This window comes from Oceanispirochaeta sp. M1 (assembly GCF_003346715.1).
Taxonomy (GTDB): domain Bacteria; phylum Spirochaetota; class Spirochaetia; order DSM-2461; family DSM-2461; genus Oceanispirochaeta.
Window position 1 is genome coordinate 55,760 of sequence record NZ_QQPQ01000029.1, and the last position, 15,439, is coordinate 71,198.

At 44.9% G+C, this 15,439-nt stretch carries 15 protein-coding genes; 11 read left to right on the top strand and 4 right to left on the bottom strand.

Annotation, left to right across the window (positions count from 1 at the left end):
* Positions 1 to 4: 4 nt before the first annotated feature.
* From DV872_RS18480 to DV872_RS18495, 4 genes are read left to right on the top strand one after another with little or no spacing between them, the layout of a single operon-like run.
* On the top strand, positions 5 to 1,024 hold the full coding sequence (locus DV872_RS18480; protein ID WP_114631438.1) for a TRAP transporter substrate-binding protein: 1,020 nt from the start codon (positions 5 to 7) through the stop codon (positions 1,022 to 1,024).
* Positions 1,025 to 1,026: 2 nt separating this feature from the next.
* Positions 1,027 to 1,509: a TRAP transporter small permease gene (locus DV872_RS18485; protein ID WP_114631439.1), complete on the top strand. Its 483-nt coding sequence runs from the start codon at positions 1,027 to 1,029 to the stop codon at positions 1,507 to 1,509.
* On the top strand, positions 1,506 to 2,813 hold the full coding sequence (locus DV872_RS18490) for a TRAP transporter large permease (RefSeq protein WP_114631440.1): 1,308 nt from the start codon (positions 1,506 to 1,508) through the stop codon (positions 2,811 to 2,813). The genes DV872_RS18485 and DV872_RS18490 overlap by 4 nt, the downstream gene beginning before the upstream one ends.
* A gap of 16 nt (positions 2,814 to 2,829) precedes the next feature.
* Positions 2,830 to 3,282, top strand: coding sequence for a universal stress protein (locus DV872_RS18495; RefSeq protein ID WP_114631441.1), 453 nt, complete (start codon positions 2,830 to 2,832; stop codon positions 3,280 to 3,282).
* 2 nt (positions 3,283 to 3,284) lie between these two features.
* Here the strand turns inward: DV872_RS18495 and DV872_RS18500 are convergent, their stop codons facing one another.
* The gene (locus DV872_RS18500; protein WP_114631453.1) at positions 3,285 to 4,310 is read right to left on the bottom strand and encodes a DUF2804 domain-containing protein; all 1,026 of its coding nucleotides are present in this window, start codon (positions 4,308 to 4,310) and stop codon (positions 3,285 to 3,287) included.
* Positions 4,311 to 4,515: 205 nt separating this feature from the next.
* Between DV872_RS18500 and DV872_RS18505 the strand changes: the two genes are divergently transcribed.
* The 6 genes from DV872_RS18505 to msrA all read left to right on the top strand — a co-directional run bounded on the left by DV872_RS18505 (position 4,516) and on the right by msrA (position 10,255).
* Entirely contained in the window at positions 4,516 to 5,250 is a 735-nt protein-coding gene (locus tag DV872_RS18505; protein WP_199563515.1) for a response regulator transcription factor, read from the top strand.
* A complete protein-coding gene (locus tag DV872_RS18510; RefSeq protein ID WP_114631443.1) occupies positions 5,247 to 6,707 on the top strand; it encodes a cell wall metabolism sensor histidine kinase WalK in 1,461 nt (486 codons plus the stop codon). Before DV872_RS18505 ends, DV872_RS18510 begins: the two co-directional genes overlap by 4 nt.
* A gap of 85 nt (positions 6,708 to 6,792) precedes the next feature.
* Positions 6,793 to 7,194 carry a thioredoxin family protein gene (locus DV872_RS18515; RefSeq protein ID WP_114631444.1) on the top strand — a complete coding sequence of 134 codons (402 nt, stop codon included), beginning with the start codon at positions 6,793 to 6,795 and terminating at the stop codon, positions 7,192 to 7,194.
* A 1-nt stretch (position 7,195) separates the two neighbouring features.
* The gene (locus DV872_RS18520; protein ID WP_114631445.1) at positions 7,196 to 8,935 is read left to right on the top strand and encodes a cytochrome c biogenesis protein DipZ; all 1,740 of its coding nucleotides are present in this window, start codon (positions 7,196 to 7,198) and stop codon (positions 8,933 to 8,935) included.
* Between the two features lie 20 nt (positions 8,936 to 8,955).
* Entirely contained in the window at positions 8,956 to 9,537 is a 582-nt protein-coding gene (msrB, locus tag DV872_RS18525) for a peptide-methionine (R)-S-oxide reductase MsrB (protein WP_114631446.1), read from the top strand.
* 22 nt (positions 9,538 to 9,559) lie between these two features.
* The gene (msrA, locus tag DV872_RS18530) at positions 9,560 to 10,255 is read left to right on the top strand and encodes a peptide-methionine (S)-S-oxide reductase MsrA (RefSeq protein ID WP_114631447.1); all 696 of its coding nucleotides are present in this window, start codon (positions 9,560 to 9,562) and stop codon (positions 10,253 to 10,255) included.
* A 76-nt stretch (positions 10,256 to 10,331) separates the two neighbouring features.
* Here the strand turns inward: msrA and abc-f are convergent, their stop codons facing one another.
* Entirely contained in the window at positions 10,332 to 12,212 is a 1,881-nt protein-coding gene (abc-f, locus tag DV872_RS18535; RefSeq protein WP_158547049.1) for a ribosomal protection-like ABC-F family protein, read from the bottom strand.
* 283 nt (positions 12,213 to 12,495) lie between these two features.
* Here abc-f and DV872_RS18540 point away from each other — a divergent pair, with 283 nt between their 5' ends.
* On the top strand, positions 12,496 to 12,942 hold the full coding sequence (locus DV872_RS18540; protein ID WP_114631449.1) for a MarR family winged helix-turn-helix transcriptional regulator: 447 nt from the start codon (positions 12,496 to 12,498) through the stop codon (positions 12,940 to 12,942).
* A gap of 44 nt (positions 12,943 to 12,986) precedes the next feature.
* On the opposite strand, the gene DV872_RS18545 is transcribed toward DV872_RS18540, so the two are convergent.
* Together DV872_RS18545 and DV872_RS18550 are read right to left on the bottom strand one after the other, a co-directional pair.
* Positions 12,987 to 14,129, bottom strand: coding sequence for an aldo/keto reductase (locus tag DV872_RS18545; RefSeq protein WP_114631450.1), 1,143 nt, complete (start codon positions 14,127 to 14,129; stop codon positions 12,987 to 12,989).
* A gap of 106 nt (positions 14,130 to 14,235) precedes the next feature.
* Positions 14,236 to 15,045 carry a uroporphyrinogen decarboxylase family protein gene (locus DV872_RS18550; RefSeq protein WP_230391603.1) on the bottom strand — a complete coding sequence of 270 codons (810 nt, stop codon included), beginning with the start codon at positions 15,043 to 15,045 and terminating at the stop codon, positions 14,236 to 14,238.
* Positions 15,046 to 15,439 lie beyond the last annotated feature (394 nt).

Below are 15,439 nucleotides of genomic sequence, written 5' to 3' on the forward strand. Positions count from 1 at the left end.
GTGTATGAAAAAGATTCTGAGTCTTCTAATTTTAAGCCTGCTGTTATTCAGTGGTTGTACCAAGAAGGAAGAAAGTGCAGGAAGCACTGTAAAAAAGAAAACGTACAAGTTTAATTATGCTGTATTCTTTCCAGCCACCCACCTGCAGGCTCAAACTGCCGAAGCCTGGGCAAAAGAGGTTGAGTCCAGAACTGATGGTCAGATTCAGATTACCCTATTCCCCGGAGGCACACTTTCCAAAGCCGCTCAGACCTATGAAGCCGTCGTAACCGGCGTTGCCGATATGGGTATGAGTGTATTCGCCTATTCCAGAGGACGCTTTCCTCTGCTCGAGGGACTCGATCTTCCCGTCGGTTATCCCGATGGTGTCACTGCAACTAAAATTGCCAATGAAATGGTTAAAAAATATCAGCCTGAAGAACTCTCTGATGTGCATGTCCTTTATCTGCATGCCCACGGACCGGGAGTCCTTGCCAGCAGGAAGGAAGTAAGTTCTCCTTCAGATATAGCTTCAATGAAAATCAGAGCAACCGGCCTTTCTGCAAAGATTGTAACGGCACTGGGCGGAACTCCTATCTCAATGAGTCAGGGAGATACCTATGAATCCCTTCAGAAAGGTGTTGTGGATGCCACATTCTGTCCAATTGAGACACTCAAGGGATGGAAACAGGGTGAGGTTATCGACTATGTGGTGGATACCAAGGCCATCGGTTATACAACAACCATGTTTGTCGTCATGAACAATGATAAATGGGCATCCCTTCCTGAAGATCTTCAGAAAATCCTGACAGAAGTCAGTGAAGAATGGATCTATGAACAGGGCGCTGCCTGGGATGAGAGTGATAAACAGGGCGAAGCCTTTGTTAAGGAGCTTGGAAAAAGCTTTGTAACTCTCAGCGATTCTGATAACAAGGCACTCGTAGATGCGATGGCTCCGGTCTATGCAGAATATACTGCGGCAGCAGCCGAGAAGGGACTTCCCGGTGAGGATTTCCTGAATGATCTACGGGGGATGCTGAAATAATCATGAAGTTTTTTTCCTGGATAAGCCGTCTTATTCTGGCACTGGCCTATATTGCAGGGGGAGCGATCCTCCTGATGATGGGAGTCACAGTGCTGGATGTTATTTTAAGAATCTTCAATGTCGGAATCACCGGGGCCTATGATCTTGTCAGAGCCTTCGGTGTTATTGCGGTTTCCTGTGCTCTGCCCTATGTTACGGCAAGCAAGGGACATATCGCCATCGAGTTTTTCTACCATAAGTGCGGCAGAACCGGTCGTTTTATTCTGGATTTCATTTTCAGAGTCTCGGCACTGATCATATTCGGACTTCTTACTGTACATACCTTCAGCCACGGAATATCACTGTTTCAGAGTGGAGAAGTCTTTCCAAATCTGGGTATGCCCGTATTCTGGATTCCCTTTGTTATCAGTCTGAACTGTTTTCTTATGATGATTGTATTTGTTTTTCATCTGATTCATCCCGGTAAGGAGTACATCAAACCATGAGCCCCGTACAAATCGGAATAATCGGAACCCTTATTTTATTTGGACTGCTTTTTACCAGCATGCCCGTTGCCTTTGCCATGATTGCATCAGGTGTACTCGGCTTTGCTTTGATCATCAGCCCTCAGGCAGCCTTCAGCATGGTTATTGCTGAACTGTTTGAAACGTTCTCAGCCTATAATCTCACAGTCATACCTCTGTTTGTAATGATGGGGCAGGTCTCCTTTCATGCGGGAATCAGCAAGCGCCTTTTTCACACCACCTATGTCTGGCTGGGACACCTCAAGGGCGGGCTGGCCATGGCTACCGTGGGAGCTTGTGCCGGATTCGGTGCCATCTGCGGTTCAGGACCGGCTACAGCGGCAACAATGGCCTCTGTGGCTCTGCCTGAGATGAAGCGCTACGGATATGCAGATTCCCTGGCTTCGGGCTCTGTGGCTGCCGGTGGTTCTCTCGGGATGCTGATTCCCCCCAGTGTCGTCTTTATCGTATACGCTCTGATGACTGAACAGTCCATCGGTGATCTGTTTCTGGCAGGTATTGTGCCGGGGATCCTCATCGTCGGACTTTTTTGTGTGAATATCTATATCCGCAGCAGCAAAGACCCTTCCCTCGGGCCTGCCGGTCCAAAACACAGCTGGAAAGAGCGCTTCCAGTCTCTGAACGGCATTATTGAAACTGTACTTCTGTTTCTCCTTGTCATGGGAGGGATGTTTCTGGGACTGTTTACACCCATCGAAGCCGCAGCCATCGGCGCCGCAGGGAGCTTTGTTATTGCCCTGGTTCAGAAAGAGATGTCCTTTGTTAAACTGAAGAAGATCCTTCTTGAGACTGTAAGAACATCCAGTATGGTATTTTTTATTGTAGCCGGTGCTACTATTTTTGGCCGGTTTCTGGCTGTTTCACGTATACCCTTTGTGGTTGCAGAGGGATTTGTATCTCTCCCGCTGCCCGGTGAAGTTGTGATGATGCTTATTATCCTCTTCTTTCTGGTTGCAGGATGCTTTATCGATGCCCTGGCCCTGATGCTTCTTACCATTCCTATCTTTTTTCCTGTCATACAGCAGCTGGGATTTGATCCTATATGGTTTGGAGTCATTGTTGTTGTTATCACACAGATGGGAGTTATTACTCCTCCTGTGGGTGTTAACGTTTATGTTGTCAGCGGGATTGAACGGGACATACCCCTGCCAGTTATCTTTAAAGGTTCCATGCCGTTTCTGGGAATGCTTATTCTGGCGGCTGTAATCCTTATTGCCCTTCCGGATCTCTGTCTGTTTCTGCCCAGACTGGTGAATAAGTCTTAGTATAAGGAGTAAATGAATGCCGCATAAGAATCTGTTTAAAAAAATATTGTTCTGTACTGACTTCAATACGGATGCTCAGACTGCCTTTTACTATGCACTCAATATTGCCGAAGGGAACGAAGGGAGCGAATTGATTATCTATCATGTTATCCCTGAGCCTGAGGCACAGTTCTGGAAATCCTATATCTATGAAGTGGATGATGTGGATAAAAAGGCTCAGAAGGATATTGATACAATAATTGAAGAGACTTATCTGCAGAAAATCCCTGAAGGAATATCCCATTCTGTCCGTACTGCTATAGGTAATGTGGGTGAAGAGATCCTTGATATTTCCCGCAATGAAGATATTGATCTGATAGTGATCGGAAGGGGTTCCGGAGCCAATATGATCAACCGGCTTTTAGGAGATTTCGTAAAGAAATTGATCCATAAAGCCAGTTGTCCCGTACTGGTTATCCCCGAAGGATAAGATTACCAGATGGCCCTGTGGGTCTCGCAGAACCCTTTCACATCCTTAAACTCAACTTTATTACCGCCCTCAGGATGAAAGTATCCTTCAAAGGTTCCCACAAACTGACGGAAGACGGTTTTTACCAGAGGTCCCGCATTGATCTTGTCATTTCTCTCTCCCTCGGGAGTGAAGGTCAGATCAATTGTTCCCGCTTCATCATAGACATGCCAGCTCTGGTATGGATCAATAACATCAAAGTCGTAGATCACTCGTGAAATTCTAGATCTTTTATTGTTAATCCAGAAAGCATTTTCAGAGAAGTATGTTTCATTCACAAAGGCTGCCAGATTGGCTCCGATGGTCGTTCTATTAGGTAGAACGGCTCCGAAGGCAGTCCAGTACCAGTTTGTTTCTCTTCTGAGATATCCACCGGTCCAGTCATAAATAGCTGTAACCGCATTTGAATCAAAGTCCAGTTTTTTTCCATCCAATGAAAGTTGAAACTGGTTGGGTCTCAGAGGTGAGCACTTTTCAGTAAAAGTAAATCGGTTCGGATCGCTGGGATTGAGTACTCTCAGAGGATTATTTTTTTTCATAGAGTAGGGACAGCTGCCCTTAACTTTGAGACGGCCCTTGAAGTTACAGTTGAAATTGAGAACACCTTTCTCATGACTCTTTTCAATACGTATAGAGGTTTTACCAGATTGGAATTTGGCAACATATGCATCAGGGTTCCGGGGGAAGTCCATTTTTCCAGATCCGCCCAGTGCCTTATCATCAGATTCAAACAGCAGGCCTTCTCCCTGTTTATAAAGAAAGCCGAAAACATTCTTAATGGAACCCAGATCAACAATCGCAAAGCCGATCATATATTCACCGGCAGTGATGCCTATGTAATTAAACTGATGATAAGCTCTTTTCTTTTTCCCGCCTTTGATCTCTTTGTTAAAGAAATCTCTCAGGATAAAATCTTCATAATTCCACTCAATTGCATCATCGATGCAGCCGTAGTTTACCTTATTATTCTCACCGATCAGTTTTATCATATTTCCTTTCCTTTTTAGAAACAGAATAGTATCTATTTTTACTGTAAATCTCTTCTGTGCAGAAAACAACAAAAAAACGGGAATGTTCTTTATTATATGCATCCTGAAAAATGTATTTGAACTCAAATCATATCATTTTTGGATTTATTAATAGACAGATCATATAATTCAAGCCAGACAGTGTAAGTGGAAAAGGATGGACCATGTGGAAGGGAAAGCTCAGACGGATAAAGTCCTCATCGTAGAAGATGATCGTGAAATCGCAGCTGTTGTCTCCATGAACCTGGAAGACCTCGGTTTACAGACAGAGCAGGTCGTGGACGGGAAGACCGGGCTCAGAATGGCTCTTGAAGGGGAGTATGATCTCATCATTCTGGATATAATGCTCCCCCTGCTCGATGGAATTTCTGTCTGTAAAAGTATCCGTGAACAGAATCCCGTCATTCCCATCATGATGTTGACTGCCCGTGCCGATGAGATAGACCGGATTCTGGGGCTGGAACTGGGTGCGGATGATTATATGACAAAACCCTTCAGCGTGAGAGAGCTTCGAGCCCGTGTCAAAGCCTTACTGCGGCGCTCCAGAGTCCTGTCTCCGGATGTCTCCCGGGAAAGCAAGGATACTCTTATTGAGATCGGCAGCCTCTCAATTGATACAATCATGCGGAAGGTTCTCCTGAATAATGAAGTTGTGGAACTCACGGTGAAAGAATTTGAATTGCTGGGTCTCTTTGCAAGGAATCCCGGGCGGGCTTTCAGCCGGAGTGAATTGCTCAAAAAAATATGGGGCTATCAATTTGAAGGCTATGAACATACTGTCAATACACATATAAACCGGCTCCGTAATAAAATAGAAGAGGATCCCGCCCATCCCCGATACCTGAAAACTGTCTGGGGTGTGGGATACCGTTTTGCGGAGTTATCGGAGCACTCATCATGATCAATATTTTTAAATCATTCTATGCCAGACTTTCCCTGATATTTCTCCTGCTCATACTCATATTGGGAGTAGGAACTCTGGTTATTGCATTTTCGGCAGCTGAACACCTCTTTGATGAGGTTGAACAGCTTCTGAACAGAGAGTATGCCGGTAGTATTGCCCTGGAGCTTCAGCCCCTGGTGGAAGAGGGATTTTTTCTTGAAGAAATCAAAGAGGCCATTCATTACATGATGGTTTTGAATCCTAATGTCGAGATCTATCTCCTCAGTGGAGACGGCCTGATTCTAGCCTATTTCACTCACCCCGCAGAGTCTCTTCTCCGCCGGTATATTGATCTGACTCCTCTGAACAGCTTTATTGCCAGTGACGGCCGGAATGCTGTTCTGGGCGACGATCCAAGAACAGAGGCTAAATCCAAACCATTTTCCGCGGCTCCTCTGAAGATGGGCAGGGATACAGGATTTGTTTATGTCATATTAAGAGGCCAGAGTTATGACCGTTCCCTGGAAATGCTGCAAAGCAGTTACTACCTGCAATCCGGTTTGAGTACATTCTTTTTCGCCGTCATGGCGACGGTGCTTGCGGGGCTCTCCCTTTTCTTTATTCTGACACGGCGTCTCAGGAATCTCAGTACGGCTGTTCGTGCCTTCGAACAGGGGCAGTATGATTACAGACTCGATTTGCAGGGGCAGGATGAGCTGGGGGTTCTGGGGCGGGCCTTTAATGATATGGCGGCCTCTATTGAAAATGGTGTTGAAAAACTGCATGCGGCAGAGCAGCAGCGCTCAGACCTCATTGCCAATATCTCTCATGATCTGCGCAGTCCTCTCACCTCTATCCGGGGGCATCTGGAAACTATGATTCTAAAGGACAAGACTCTTTCTGAACAGGAACGGAGTGACTTCATGGAGATCCTTCTTAAAAATGTATTCAGTTTCCAAAAGCTGGTGGAAGAACTCTTTGATCTTGCCAAACTGGAGTCCCGGCAGGTTCTGCCGGGGAGAGAACCCTTTCATATGGCAGAACTGGTACAGGATGTCCTGTTAAAACTCAAACCCCAATCGGAATCTTTGAATATTTCCCTGATCATGGAGCATGAGGATGATGTCCCGATATTTGAGGGAGATATAGGCATGATGGAACGGGTTCTGACCAATCTCCTGGAAAATGCCCTCTCCCACACACCCGAAGGGGGACAGATCCGGATCAACATCACAGTGAGTGGTCATGAATTGCAGATTAAGCTGAATGACACGGGACCAGGTATACTGGCTGAGGATCTCCCTCATATTTTTGAACGCTTTTACCGGGCCGATAAAAGCCGTGATCGGAGAACCGCGGGTACAGGCCTGGGACTTGCTATTGTCAAAGAAATTATTGAGCTCCATGGAGGAGTCATTGAGGCCGAAAGTCCCCCGGATTCGGGGGCGGTATTTCGAATAGTACTTCCAATATAGTTAGGTAAGCCATAGTTTATTCATTGTTTCTCATTTCGTGACAGTTTTGTGATCTTTTCATATTAGCTTGTAAGCGGAGGCTAATATGAAAACTATTACAGCTTTATTTATATTTACAGTTTTATTTACTTTTACTCTCTCTTCTCAGGAAATGATGATGAGTTCCGGTTCCATCGATTCATTTGTAAATCTTGAAGATGCACAGATGCAGGCTAAAAAGGGTCCGGTTGTTCTCTTCTTTCATGCCGGCTGGTGTCCCACATGCAAGGATTCAATGAGGAACCTGGAATCCCGTAAAGACGAATTAGGTGATATTACAGTTTTTGTTGTTGACTATGACAGCTCGAAACGTGAAAAGCGAAAATATGGCGTTACCTATCAGCATACATTTGTTCAAATTGACAGTCAGGGGAAAGAGCTCAGTAAATGGAGCGGCGGTGATGTAGACGAGATTCTGGACAATGTTGTTAGAATGGAGATGAACTAGTATGACCATTCTCCTCTTTTTTGCTTTTCTATCGGGTATTGTGACAATACTTTCCCCCTGCATCCTCCCTGTACTTCCCATTGTCCTGTCCGGAAGCATTGGCGGAAAGAGGAGACCATGGGGTGTCATTATTGGATTTGTAGCCAGTTTTTCCGCCTTTACACTGATGCTGTCCAGTCTTGTCCGTTTTCTGAATATCCCTCCGGACTCTCTGCGGATCTCTGCGGTTATTCTACTGGTTTTATTCGGTGTCGTCATGATAGTACCCCGGCTGAGAAATCAGTTTGAGCTTATTGCCTCCCGAATGACCAGCCGCGGAACTGGCAGAACTACTTCAACAGGTTTTACCGGCGGTTTTCTGGCGGGTGTCAGCCTGGGACTGGTCTGGACCCCCTGTGTAGGGCCTATCATGGCATCTGTTATAAGCCTGGCCATTACACAGAGTGTTGACGGAGGTTCTGTTCTCATTATCCTGGCCTATTCCCTGGGCACATCCATCCCCATGTTCATTATCATGATGGGGGGACGTAAAGTGATAAAACGTTTCCCAGCCTTATCAAAAAATCCAGAGAAGATTCAGAGAGTCTTCGGCATTCTGATGATACTGGTCGGATTGTCCATCGGCTTTGGTCTGGACCGTCAGTTCCAGGGAGCCGTATTGAGACTCTTTCCTGAATACGGCAGCGGTTTGACTGCCTTTGAAAATACACAGGCAGTCAAATCCCTTCTGGATAAACGGAGCAAAAGTCCTGAAACTCAGAAGTCCGGAGAGAATCAGTTCAGCTGGGATGATGAACCGAAGAATTCGAAACTCGGTGATTATGGTATGGCTCCGGAAATTATTACAGAAGGTCCCTGGTTTAATACCCCGGGAAACAAGGCTCTCTCTATGGAAGATCTGAGAGGCAAAGTCGTGCTTATAGACTTCTGGACCTACAGCTGTGTGAATTGTGTCAGAACTCTCCCTCATCTCAAAGCCTGGCATGATGCCTATAAAGACGAGGGACTGGTCATTATAGGAGTACATTCCCCGGAATTCGCCTTTGAAGCAAATCCCAAAAATGTAACAAAGGCCATGAAAGATCTGAATGTCAGCTGGCCTGTCGTGCTGGACAATGATTTCCTCCAATGGCGTGCCTATCAGAATCGTTACTGGCCTGCCCATTTCTTTATAGATGCAGAGGGCAGTATACGTTATTTCCAATTCGGCGAAGGCCATTATGAAGAATCCGAAGAAGTTATCCGAAAGCTTCTGGATGAAGCCGGCAGGATAGCAGGGGACAAGGCTGAAGAGACAGTTATTTATGATTACCAGAGTCAAACTCCGGAAATCTATCTGGGTTATGGAAGAACCCGGGGACTTCAGTCGGATCGGGCGCTTTTAAAAGGCAGTGAAGCAGATTACAGCCTGGAGGGATATCTGAAAAACGGAGAATGGAGTCTCGATGGTTCCTGGACTTTCCAGAGGGAATATATTGCATCTGCTGAGGATGGAGCCCTGGAGCTTCAGTTTCATGCCAAGGATGTCTACCTGGTTATTGAACCCCTGGGGGACGTTTCACGGATTGAGCTGATGGTGGATGGTGAATCTGTTTCGGATACAAGTGATGTTTTAAATGGACAGGTTCTGATGAAGGAAAGCCGGCTGTACCATCTTCTGTCCCTGCAGGAATCGGGTCCCCATAGACTCCGGTTAAATATACAAGGAAAGGTGAAATTATTTGCCTTTACTTTCGGTTGAGTTATTTGAGGAGTGTCATTATGAAAAAAATAGTATTTACAGTATTAGGCATCATTGCCTTTACCAGTATCGCAGTTGTGGCCAGCGGTAACAACGAAGAGATGATGATGGAAGAAGATAGGACTGTTTCCGAGGCTGTGCTGCCTCCTATGTCTGAGGGGGGAATGTATGTCAAACCCTCTGACGAGATTCTCAAAAAGAATCTTTCAGCCCTGGAGTATCGGGTAACCCAGGAGGAGGGGACAGAATCATCTTTCAATAATATGTACTGGGACAATCACGAGCAGGGGATTTATGTAGATATTGTTTCGGGAGAACCCCTTTTCTCTTCTACTGATAAATATGATTCCAGAACCGGTTGGCCCAGTTTTACCAGGCCCCTTGAACCGGGGAATATTACAACTGTAAACGACAGGAAACTGGGTTATGTCCGATCAGAAGTCAGAAGCCTGTATGCTGATTCCCATCTGGGACATGTATTCTCGGATGGACCCGCACCCACAGGACTGAGGTACTGCATCAATTCGGCATCACTCCGCTTTATTCCAGTGAGTCAATTGGAAGAAGAAGGGTATGGAGAGTATCTCTCTCTCTTTGAATAGGAAAATGTATGAGGAGTAAATTATGAACCATAAGAAATTGAAGTATAGGACAGGTTTTTCCATTCTGCTGCTGATCATGCTGAATATGAGTCTCTCTGCTTCAGGTCAGAATGAAATGGAAAATAAAGAGATGGATAATAAAAAGGATGCCGTGCCCGGGGAGATGGAAAATCGTGAAGGCTTTGAGACCGCTGTCTTTGCGGGAGGATGCTTCTGGGGTGTGGAGGCCGTTTTTGAAAGCCTCAAAGGTGTAGAAGATGTTATGTCCGGCTATTCGGGAGGAGATGCGGAAACGGCGAGTTATTACACTATCGGCTCCGGTAAGACGGGACATGCGGAAGCTGTAGAGATTATTTATAATCCGGATATTCTCAGCTTCAAAACATTGCTGGATGTATTCTTTTCCGTTGCCCACGACCCCACTCAACTGAACTATCAGGGACCTGATGTGGGAAGCCAGTACCGCTCAGTTGTTTTTTATACGAGTGAAGATCAAAAGATGATTACCTTGAAAGCGATTGAAGAGCTGGAGTCAACAAAAGTGCTGAACTCAAAAATAGTAACCGAAGTTATCCCCCTGGATACTTTTTATCCTGCCGAGGATTATCATCAGGATTTTATGAAACTGAATCCGGATCATCCCTACATTCAATACTGGGACAAACCCAAGATTGAGGAGCTGGAGAAGAAATATCCGGATTTGATAAATAAGATGTAAATCAGCATCAATCATGTTTTGGGACGAACGTCAGGAGGTATTCTTTATCCAGCCGTTCGTCCAGTTCCATCCAGACCTATTTCAGCCATTGGCTGTACATTTTTTCGAGCCTTGAGGATAGTTTATCCAGTTCCCCTGCAATCTTTTTTCCCTTCTTGAGATCTTTGGCTGCAAAGGCCTTTTCCAGTTCTCTTTCCAACCTGCTTTTTTCATCCTCGGCTTCCTGAATCCGTCTCTCCATATTCCTGTTGTTAAAATCGGCAGAAGGGTTGTCCGTTTTTCTCTCCCTCCCTCTGCTTTTAATTTTGCCGCTCAGGCGCGGAAGGACAGGATATTTGTTTTTGAAATATTCAGAAAAGTTACCCTCATAGGAGTTGAATTGACCCTGATCAATCTCTATGACCCTGTCCACCAGCTGATCAAGAAAATAACGGTCATGAGAAACCACCAGAACCGTACCACTGAAGTTGCCGATAGCCTCCTCAATCATCTCACGGCTGCGGATGTCCATGTGGTTGGTCGGTTCGTCCAGGATGAGGAAATTTGTCTTCATATACATCAGCCTGGCAAGCTGCAGGCGGTTGACCTCTCCTCCTGATAGTACGGCGAGTCTCTTCTCAAGGTCCTCATAGATGAAGGAGAAGTTTCTGGCAATGTTAAATGCTCCATCCTTTGTCAGAGGGCCCCAACTTCGGATTTCATCTTCAATTGTCAGGGCATTTTTGTTGAACTCAGGGGTCTGGGACAAAAAGCCGATGACCTGACTGGGGCCAAGACGTAAGGTCTTATTATCCCAATCACCCTGATTCAGCAGTACATTCAAAAATGTAGACTTACCGCTTCCATTGGCACCTACCAGAGCTACCTTCTCCCGGCTGTTTATTTCCAGTGATGCCTTATTAAAGAGGATTCTGTCTGCAAAACTCCAATTGAAATCTTTAACCTGCAGGGCAATACGGGAGCGGGTATTTTCATCTCCGAAGTTCAGTTTCAGAGGATCATCTTCCAGTTGTGGTTTTTTAAGATTTTTCTGTTTTTCATCGGCCAGTTTTTTCTGTGCCGCGGCCAGCTGTGACATGACTGAGGCCGGAGGATTGTACTGGCTCATGGCTATGCTCTGGAGTTCTTTTATCCGTTTTACCAGCTTATCCTGCATCTTTCGACTGGTTTCATAGGCATTCTGTTCCACAAGAGCCCCTCGAAGCCTATCCGTTTTATAGTCGGAGTACCTTCCTGTGAACTCTCTGAGAGTTCCTCCATAGAGGTCCAGCAGGGTTGTGCAGGTCTTTTCAAGAAGGTAGCGGTTGTGTGAGACAATCAGAACCGCTCCGGGATAGGCTGCCAGGAATGATTCCAGCCAGGCCAGACCCAGATAATCCAGATGGTTTCCAGGTTCATCCAGGATCAGAAGCTCCGGCTCTACAAGAAGGGCCTTTGCGAAAAAGACCAGACTCCTTTCTCCCCCTGAAAGACTCCCCATGGACTGAGTCATCAGGTTATCCATCCCCAATCTGCGTATCAGAATTTCACCCTTTTCCTGTGCCTGGTATCCGCCCCGGCTCTCAAAATCATCACAGATTCTCTGATACCTGCTGAGTACTTTTTCCAGGGCGGCTGGATTCTCTGTACATTTGGTGCTGCTCATCTGTTCTTCCAGCAGTTTCATTTCCGTCAACAGGGATGAGAGTTCCCGGAGTAAAAATTCTTCTATACTCTGTTTCTGATCGAAGAGGGGTTGTTGGGGAACATATCCTGTCTTCAGATTCTTCTTTCGGATGAGTGATCCCTTATCAGCCTCTATTTCATCCATAATGAGTCTGACCAGGGTGGTTTTACCTGTGCCGTTGGCTCCGATGAGTCCGTATTTATGACCTTCCAGTATTCTGAAATTGGCATCTATGAGTAGATCTTTGGAACCCGTATTGAGATTCAGATTGATTGCCTTGATTAAATCCATTGTATATTCCTCCATTAGATAAAAGCTGCTGCTTAGCTTTCGGAGGAGAGGATTAAGAGGAGGGTAAGAACTGTTTATATCTTAATTGAAAATTTCCTCAAATCCCTTAGGTCCGAAAGCTTCCCAGCTGTCTTCCTCCAACGGACTTGTATAAAAGCCATGTCATGATAATGCCTCCAATAATTTTTTTCTGATCCTATTCTATGATGGAAATCCGGAATTGTCATCCTATGTCTTAAAACTAAATATTGACGATTGTGTATAGTAGCTATACACTAAGAGTATGAATGAATATATCCGTCCTGATCTCAACAGCAGGATCAATCAGGTTCTACAGAAAAAAAACGATCTGGACAGGAGAGCCTGTAAGATCGGACATGAATACACTCTTCAATCATCAGAGATGACTCTTTTGCAGTGTCTGGGCTCCAATCCGGGAAAGAGTGTTACAGCTCTGGCTGGAGTCCTGCAGATAACAAAGGGAGCCGTATCACAGACTCTTAAGAGACTGGATAGCAAGGAGCTTCTCCAGAGGGATGAAGACCCTGCAAATGCATCCAGAGCCCTTTTGTCCCTGAGTTTAAGGGGGAGATTTGTTCTCCAGAAGTATCAGGACCGTCAAAGGGTGGTGGAGAGCAGTTTTAATAGATATTTGAGTAGATTAAGTTCCAGGGATGCCCGCACTATCAATGAATTCCTGCAGCAGTACGATTCAATCCTGGATATATAGACTGGATAGTCAGATTTATTCTAAAAGTGTATAGCAGTTATACGCTATACTTTTTCATATCGTTCTACAACATCTTTCAAATGCTTTCTGATGGGAATTCCCTGGGGACAGAGAGTTTCACAGCGGCCGCATTCGTTGCAGTTAGATGCTCTCTGATCTGTACTTAGAAAACCGGTTGTCCAGAATTTAGCCTTGTCAAAATCATCAAAAAGAGCTTCATGGTTATAGGCCCAGAAGATTTCGGGGATATATACTCCCTGGGGACAGGGCATACAGTAACGGCAGTTTGTACAGTCTACCCTGATCTTACTATGGAAATAGTCTTTGGCCTGGGCAACTATTCCTTCCTCTTTCTTACTTAATGAACCGGCAGATGCATCAGAGGCGGTGCGGACATTTTCATCCATCTGTTCCATGGTAGTCATACCGCTGAGGATCAATCCCACTTCATTATGATTCCAGAGATATCTGAGTGCCCATTCAGCTGCTGTTCTTTTTGTTTCTGACTGGTCCCAGATAGACTGAAGTTCATCGGGCATTTCAGTCTTGGCCAGCATACCGCCGCGCAGGGGCTCCATGATAATAATTCCCATACCCTTGGCAGCAGCGTAGCGCATCCCTTCCAGACCTGCCTGATAGTTTTCATCAAGATAATTCAGCTGAATCTGACAGAAGTCCCAGTCATAGTCATCAACGATCTCTTTAAACAGTTCGATATTGTCATGAAAAGAGAATCCGACGTGTTTGATCTTTCCATCTTTTTTAGCATTGTCCAGAAAGTCTTTATAATCTTCTTTTTTATAAATATCCCAGTATGCTTCACTGATGGTGTGGAGAAGGTAGAAGTCAATTCTCTCCTCTTCAAGACGTTCCAGCTGCTTATTCAGATAATGATCCATATCAGCTCTGGTCTTGATAAGCCAGCTGGGGAGTTTAGTGGCAATATTCACTTTCTCCCGGTAGCCGTCTTTCATGACTTTTGCACAGAGGGCTTCACTGTTCTCTCCATGATAGGACCATGCAGTATCAAGGTAGTTTACTCCCTGATCTATGGCAGCTCTGATCATGGGAATAGCTTTTTCTTCATCTATTCTATTAACATCACCATCGATTACGGGAAGGCGCATGGCACCGAATCCTAAAATACTGAGTTCTTCTCCGGTTTTTCCAAACGGGCGGTATAACATATATTCCTCCGGGATTATTTCATAGAATTATTATGCCCTTAAAATAGAGACAGGTATAGAACCACTTAGTTAATTTCTCAAAGATCCAATTGATGCCATGGGTATTTTAATCAGTATGAACAGCATCCACCATAGCAAGTACATTTTCTATACTCACATTGGGCAGCAGAGCTTCATGACTGGGAGATACGATATAACGTTCTCCAAAAACTTTTTTAAGCCTGAGTACCTCAGATTTTACCTTTTCAGGGGATTCAAAAGGCAATAACTGCTGTGTATCTACGCCACCGAAAAAGACCAGATCATCCTTATATTCCTTTGCAAGAGATTCTGCATCCATTCCAACGGCATTGGCCTGAAGAGGATGAAGTCCATCTATTCCGCAGTCCAGCAGGCTGGGGATTATTCGGGAAATGGCTCCGCATGAATGGGTTAGAACTGGCAGGTCCTGTTCTTTAATTGTTGAAATAATCTTTCGGTAGTAGGGGAATATAAAAGTTTCAAAACATTCCGGACTGATCAGCAGATCTCTCTGGCTTCCAAAGTCATTTCCAAAAAAACCAGCACTCATCTTCTCTTTTACAAGGGATAGACATCTTTTATTAGCCTTGAGGTAAAAATCAACAACTTTTTCTGTGACAGCTTGTACCACATCCGGATCTGTATACATCTTGATAAAATAATTATCCATGCCGAAGAAATCAGATACAACGTGGAAAAATGGCATCCACATACCACCGATTACAGCCTTATCTTCATCTATTGCTGCATCCACTTCAGCCTGGAAATTAGTAAAATCAAGATAATCAGGATTCGGCCAGTCAAAGGCCTCCACCTCTTTTACATCCTCACATTCGGCGAATACACCAGGTTCAGTGAGGTGAGTTCGTTCTTTCCCGTTATAGAAGTCCCACATAGGCTTTCCATCCGGGGATTTATAGCTGGATAGATCTAATTCAGGACTTATCCAGACCAAATCACTTTTTAATTTCTTTGCCAGTTGAAGATCTGCGTCTCCAGTCTTTGTAGTAAAAACCTGAGTTGCTTTTTTTGCTTGTTCAGAAACATTCTTTTTACTTTCTATTATCCCGAAGTGCTTATAGTAAATCTCTTTAGTCTCATCAACAGGATTCCCAGGCCAGAATCCACGACGTTCACCCCTGCCATTGTTTATTATGTTATTTCACAGCTGTCCAAGATAATTTGAAAGGGGTTTTATAAAAGCCGATCTCCGTTTATTCTTAAGTCGACTAAAACAATACAACAAAAGGAAATCGGCTATGAGTCATCATACTACAACGTTTGGACAG

Coding starts and splice junctions, on each gene's coding strand:
- DV872_RS18480 (WP_114631438.1), top strand. CDS start 5: ATGAAAAAGATTCTGAGTCTTCTAATTTTAAGCCTGCTGTTATTCAGT.
- DV872_RS18485 (WP_114631439.1), top strand. CDS start 1,027: ATGAAGTTTTTTTCCTGGATAAGCCGTCTTATTCTGGCACTGGCCTAT.
- DV872_RS18490 (WP_114631440.1), top strand. CDS start 1,506: ATGAGCCCCGTACAAATCGGAATAATCGGAACCCTTATTTTATTTGGA.
- DV872_RS18495 (WP_114631441.1), top strand. CDS start 2,830: ATGCCGCATAAGAATCTGTTTAAAAAAATATTGTTCTGTACTGACTTC.
- DV872_RS18500 (WP_114631453.1), bottom strand. CDS start 4,310: ATGATAAAACTGATCGGTGAGAATAATAAGGTAAACTACGGCTGCATC.
- DV872_RS18510 (WP_114631443.1), top strand. CDS start 5,247: ATGATCAATATTTTTAAATCATTCTATGCCAGACTTTCCCTGATATTT.
- DV872_RS18515 (WP_114631444.1), top strand. CDS start 6,793: ATGAAAACTATTACAGCTTTATTTATATTTACAGTTTTATTTACTTTT.
- DV872_RS18520 (WP_114631445.1), top strand. CDS start 7,196: ATGACCATTCTCCTCTTTTTTGCTTTTCTATCGGGTATTGTGACAATA.
- msrB (WP_114631446.1), top strand. CDS start 8,956: ATGAAAAAAATAGTATTTACAGTATTAGGCATCATTGCCTTTACCAGT.
- msrA (WP_114631447.1), top strand. CDS start 9,560: ATGAACCATAAGAAATTGAAGTATAGGACAGGTTTTTCCATTCTGCTG.
- abc-f (WP_158547049.1), bottom strand. CDS start 12,212: ATGGATTTAATCAAGGCAATCAATCTGAATCTCAATACGGGTTCCAAA.
- DV872_RS18540 (WP_114631449.1), top strand. CDS start 12,496: ATGAATGAATATATCCGTCCTGATCTCAACAGCAGGATCAATCAGGTT.
- DV872_RS18545 (WP_114631450.1), bottom strand. CDS start 14,129: ATGTTATACCGCCCGTTTGGAAAAACCGGAGAAGAACTCAGTATTTTA.
- DV872_RS18550 (WP_230391603.1), bottom strand. CDS start 15,045: ATGTGGGACTTCTATAACGGGAAAGAACGAACTCACCTCACTGAACCT.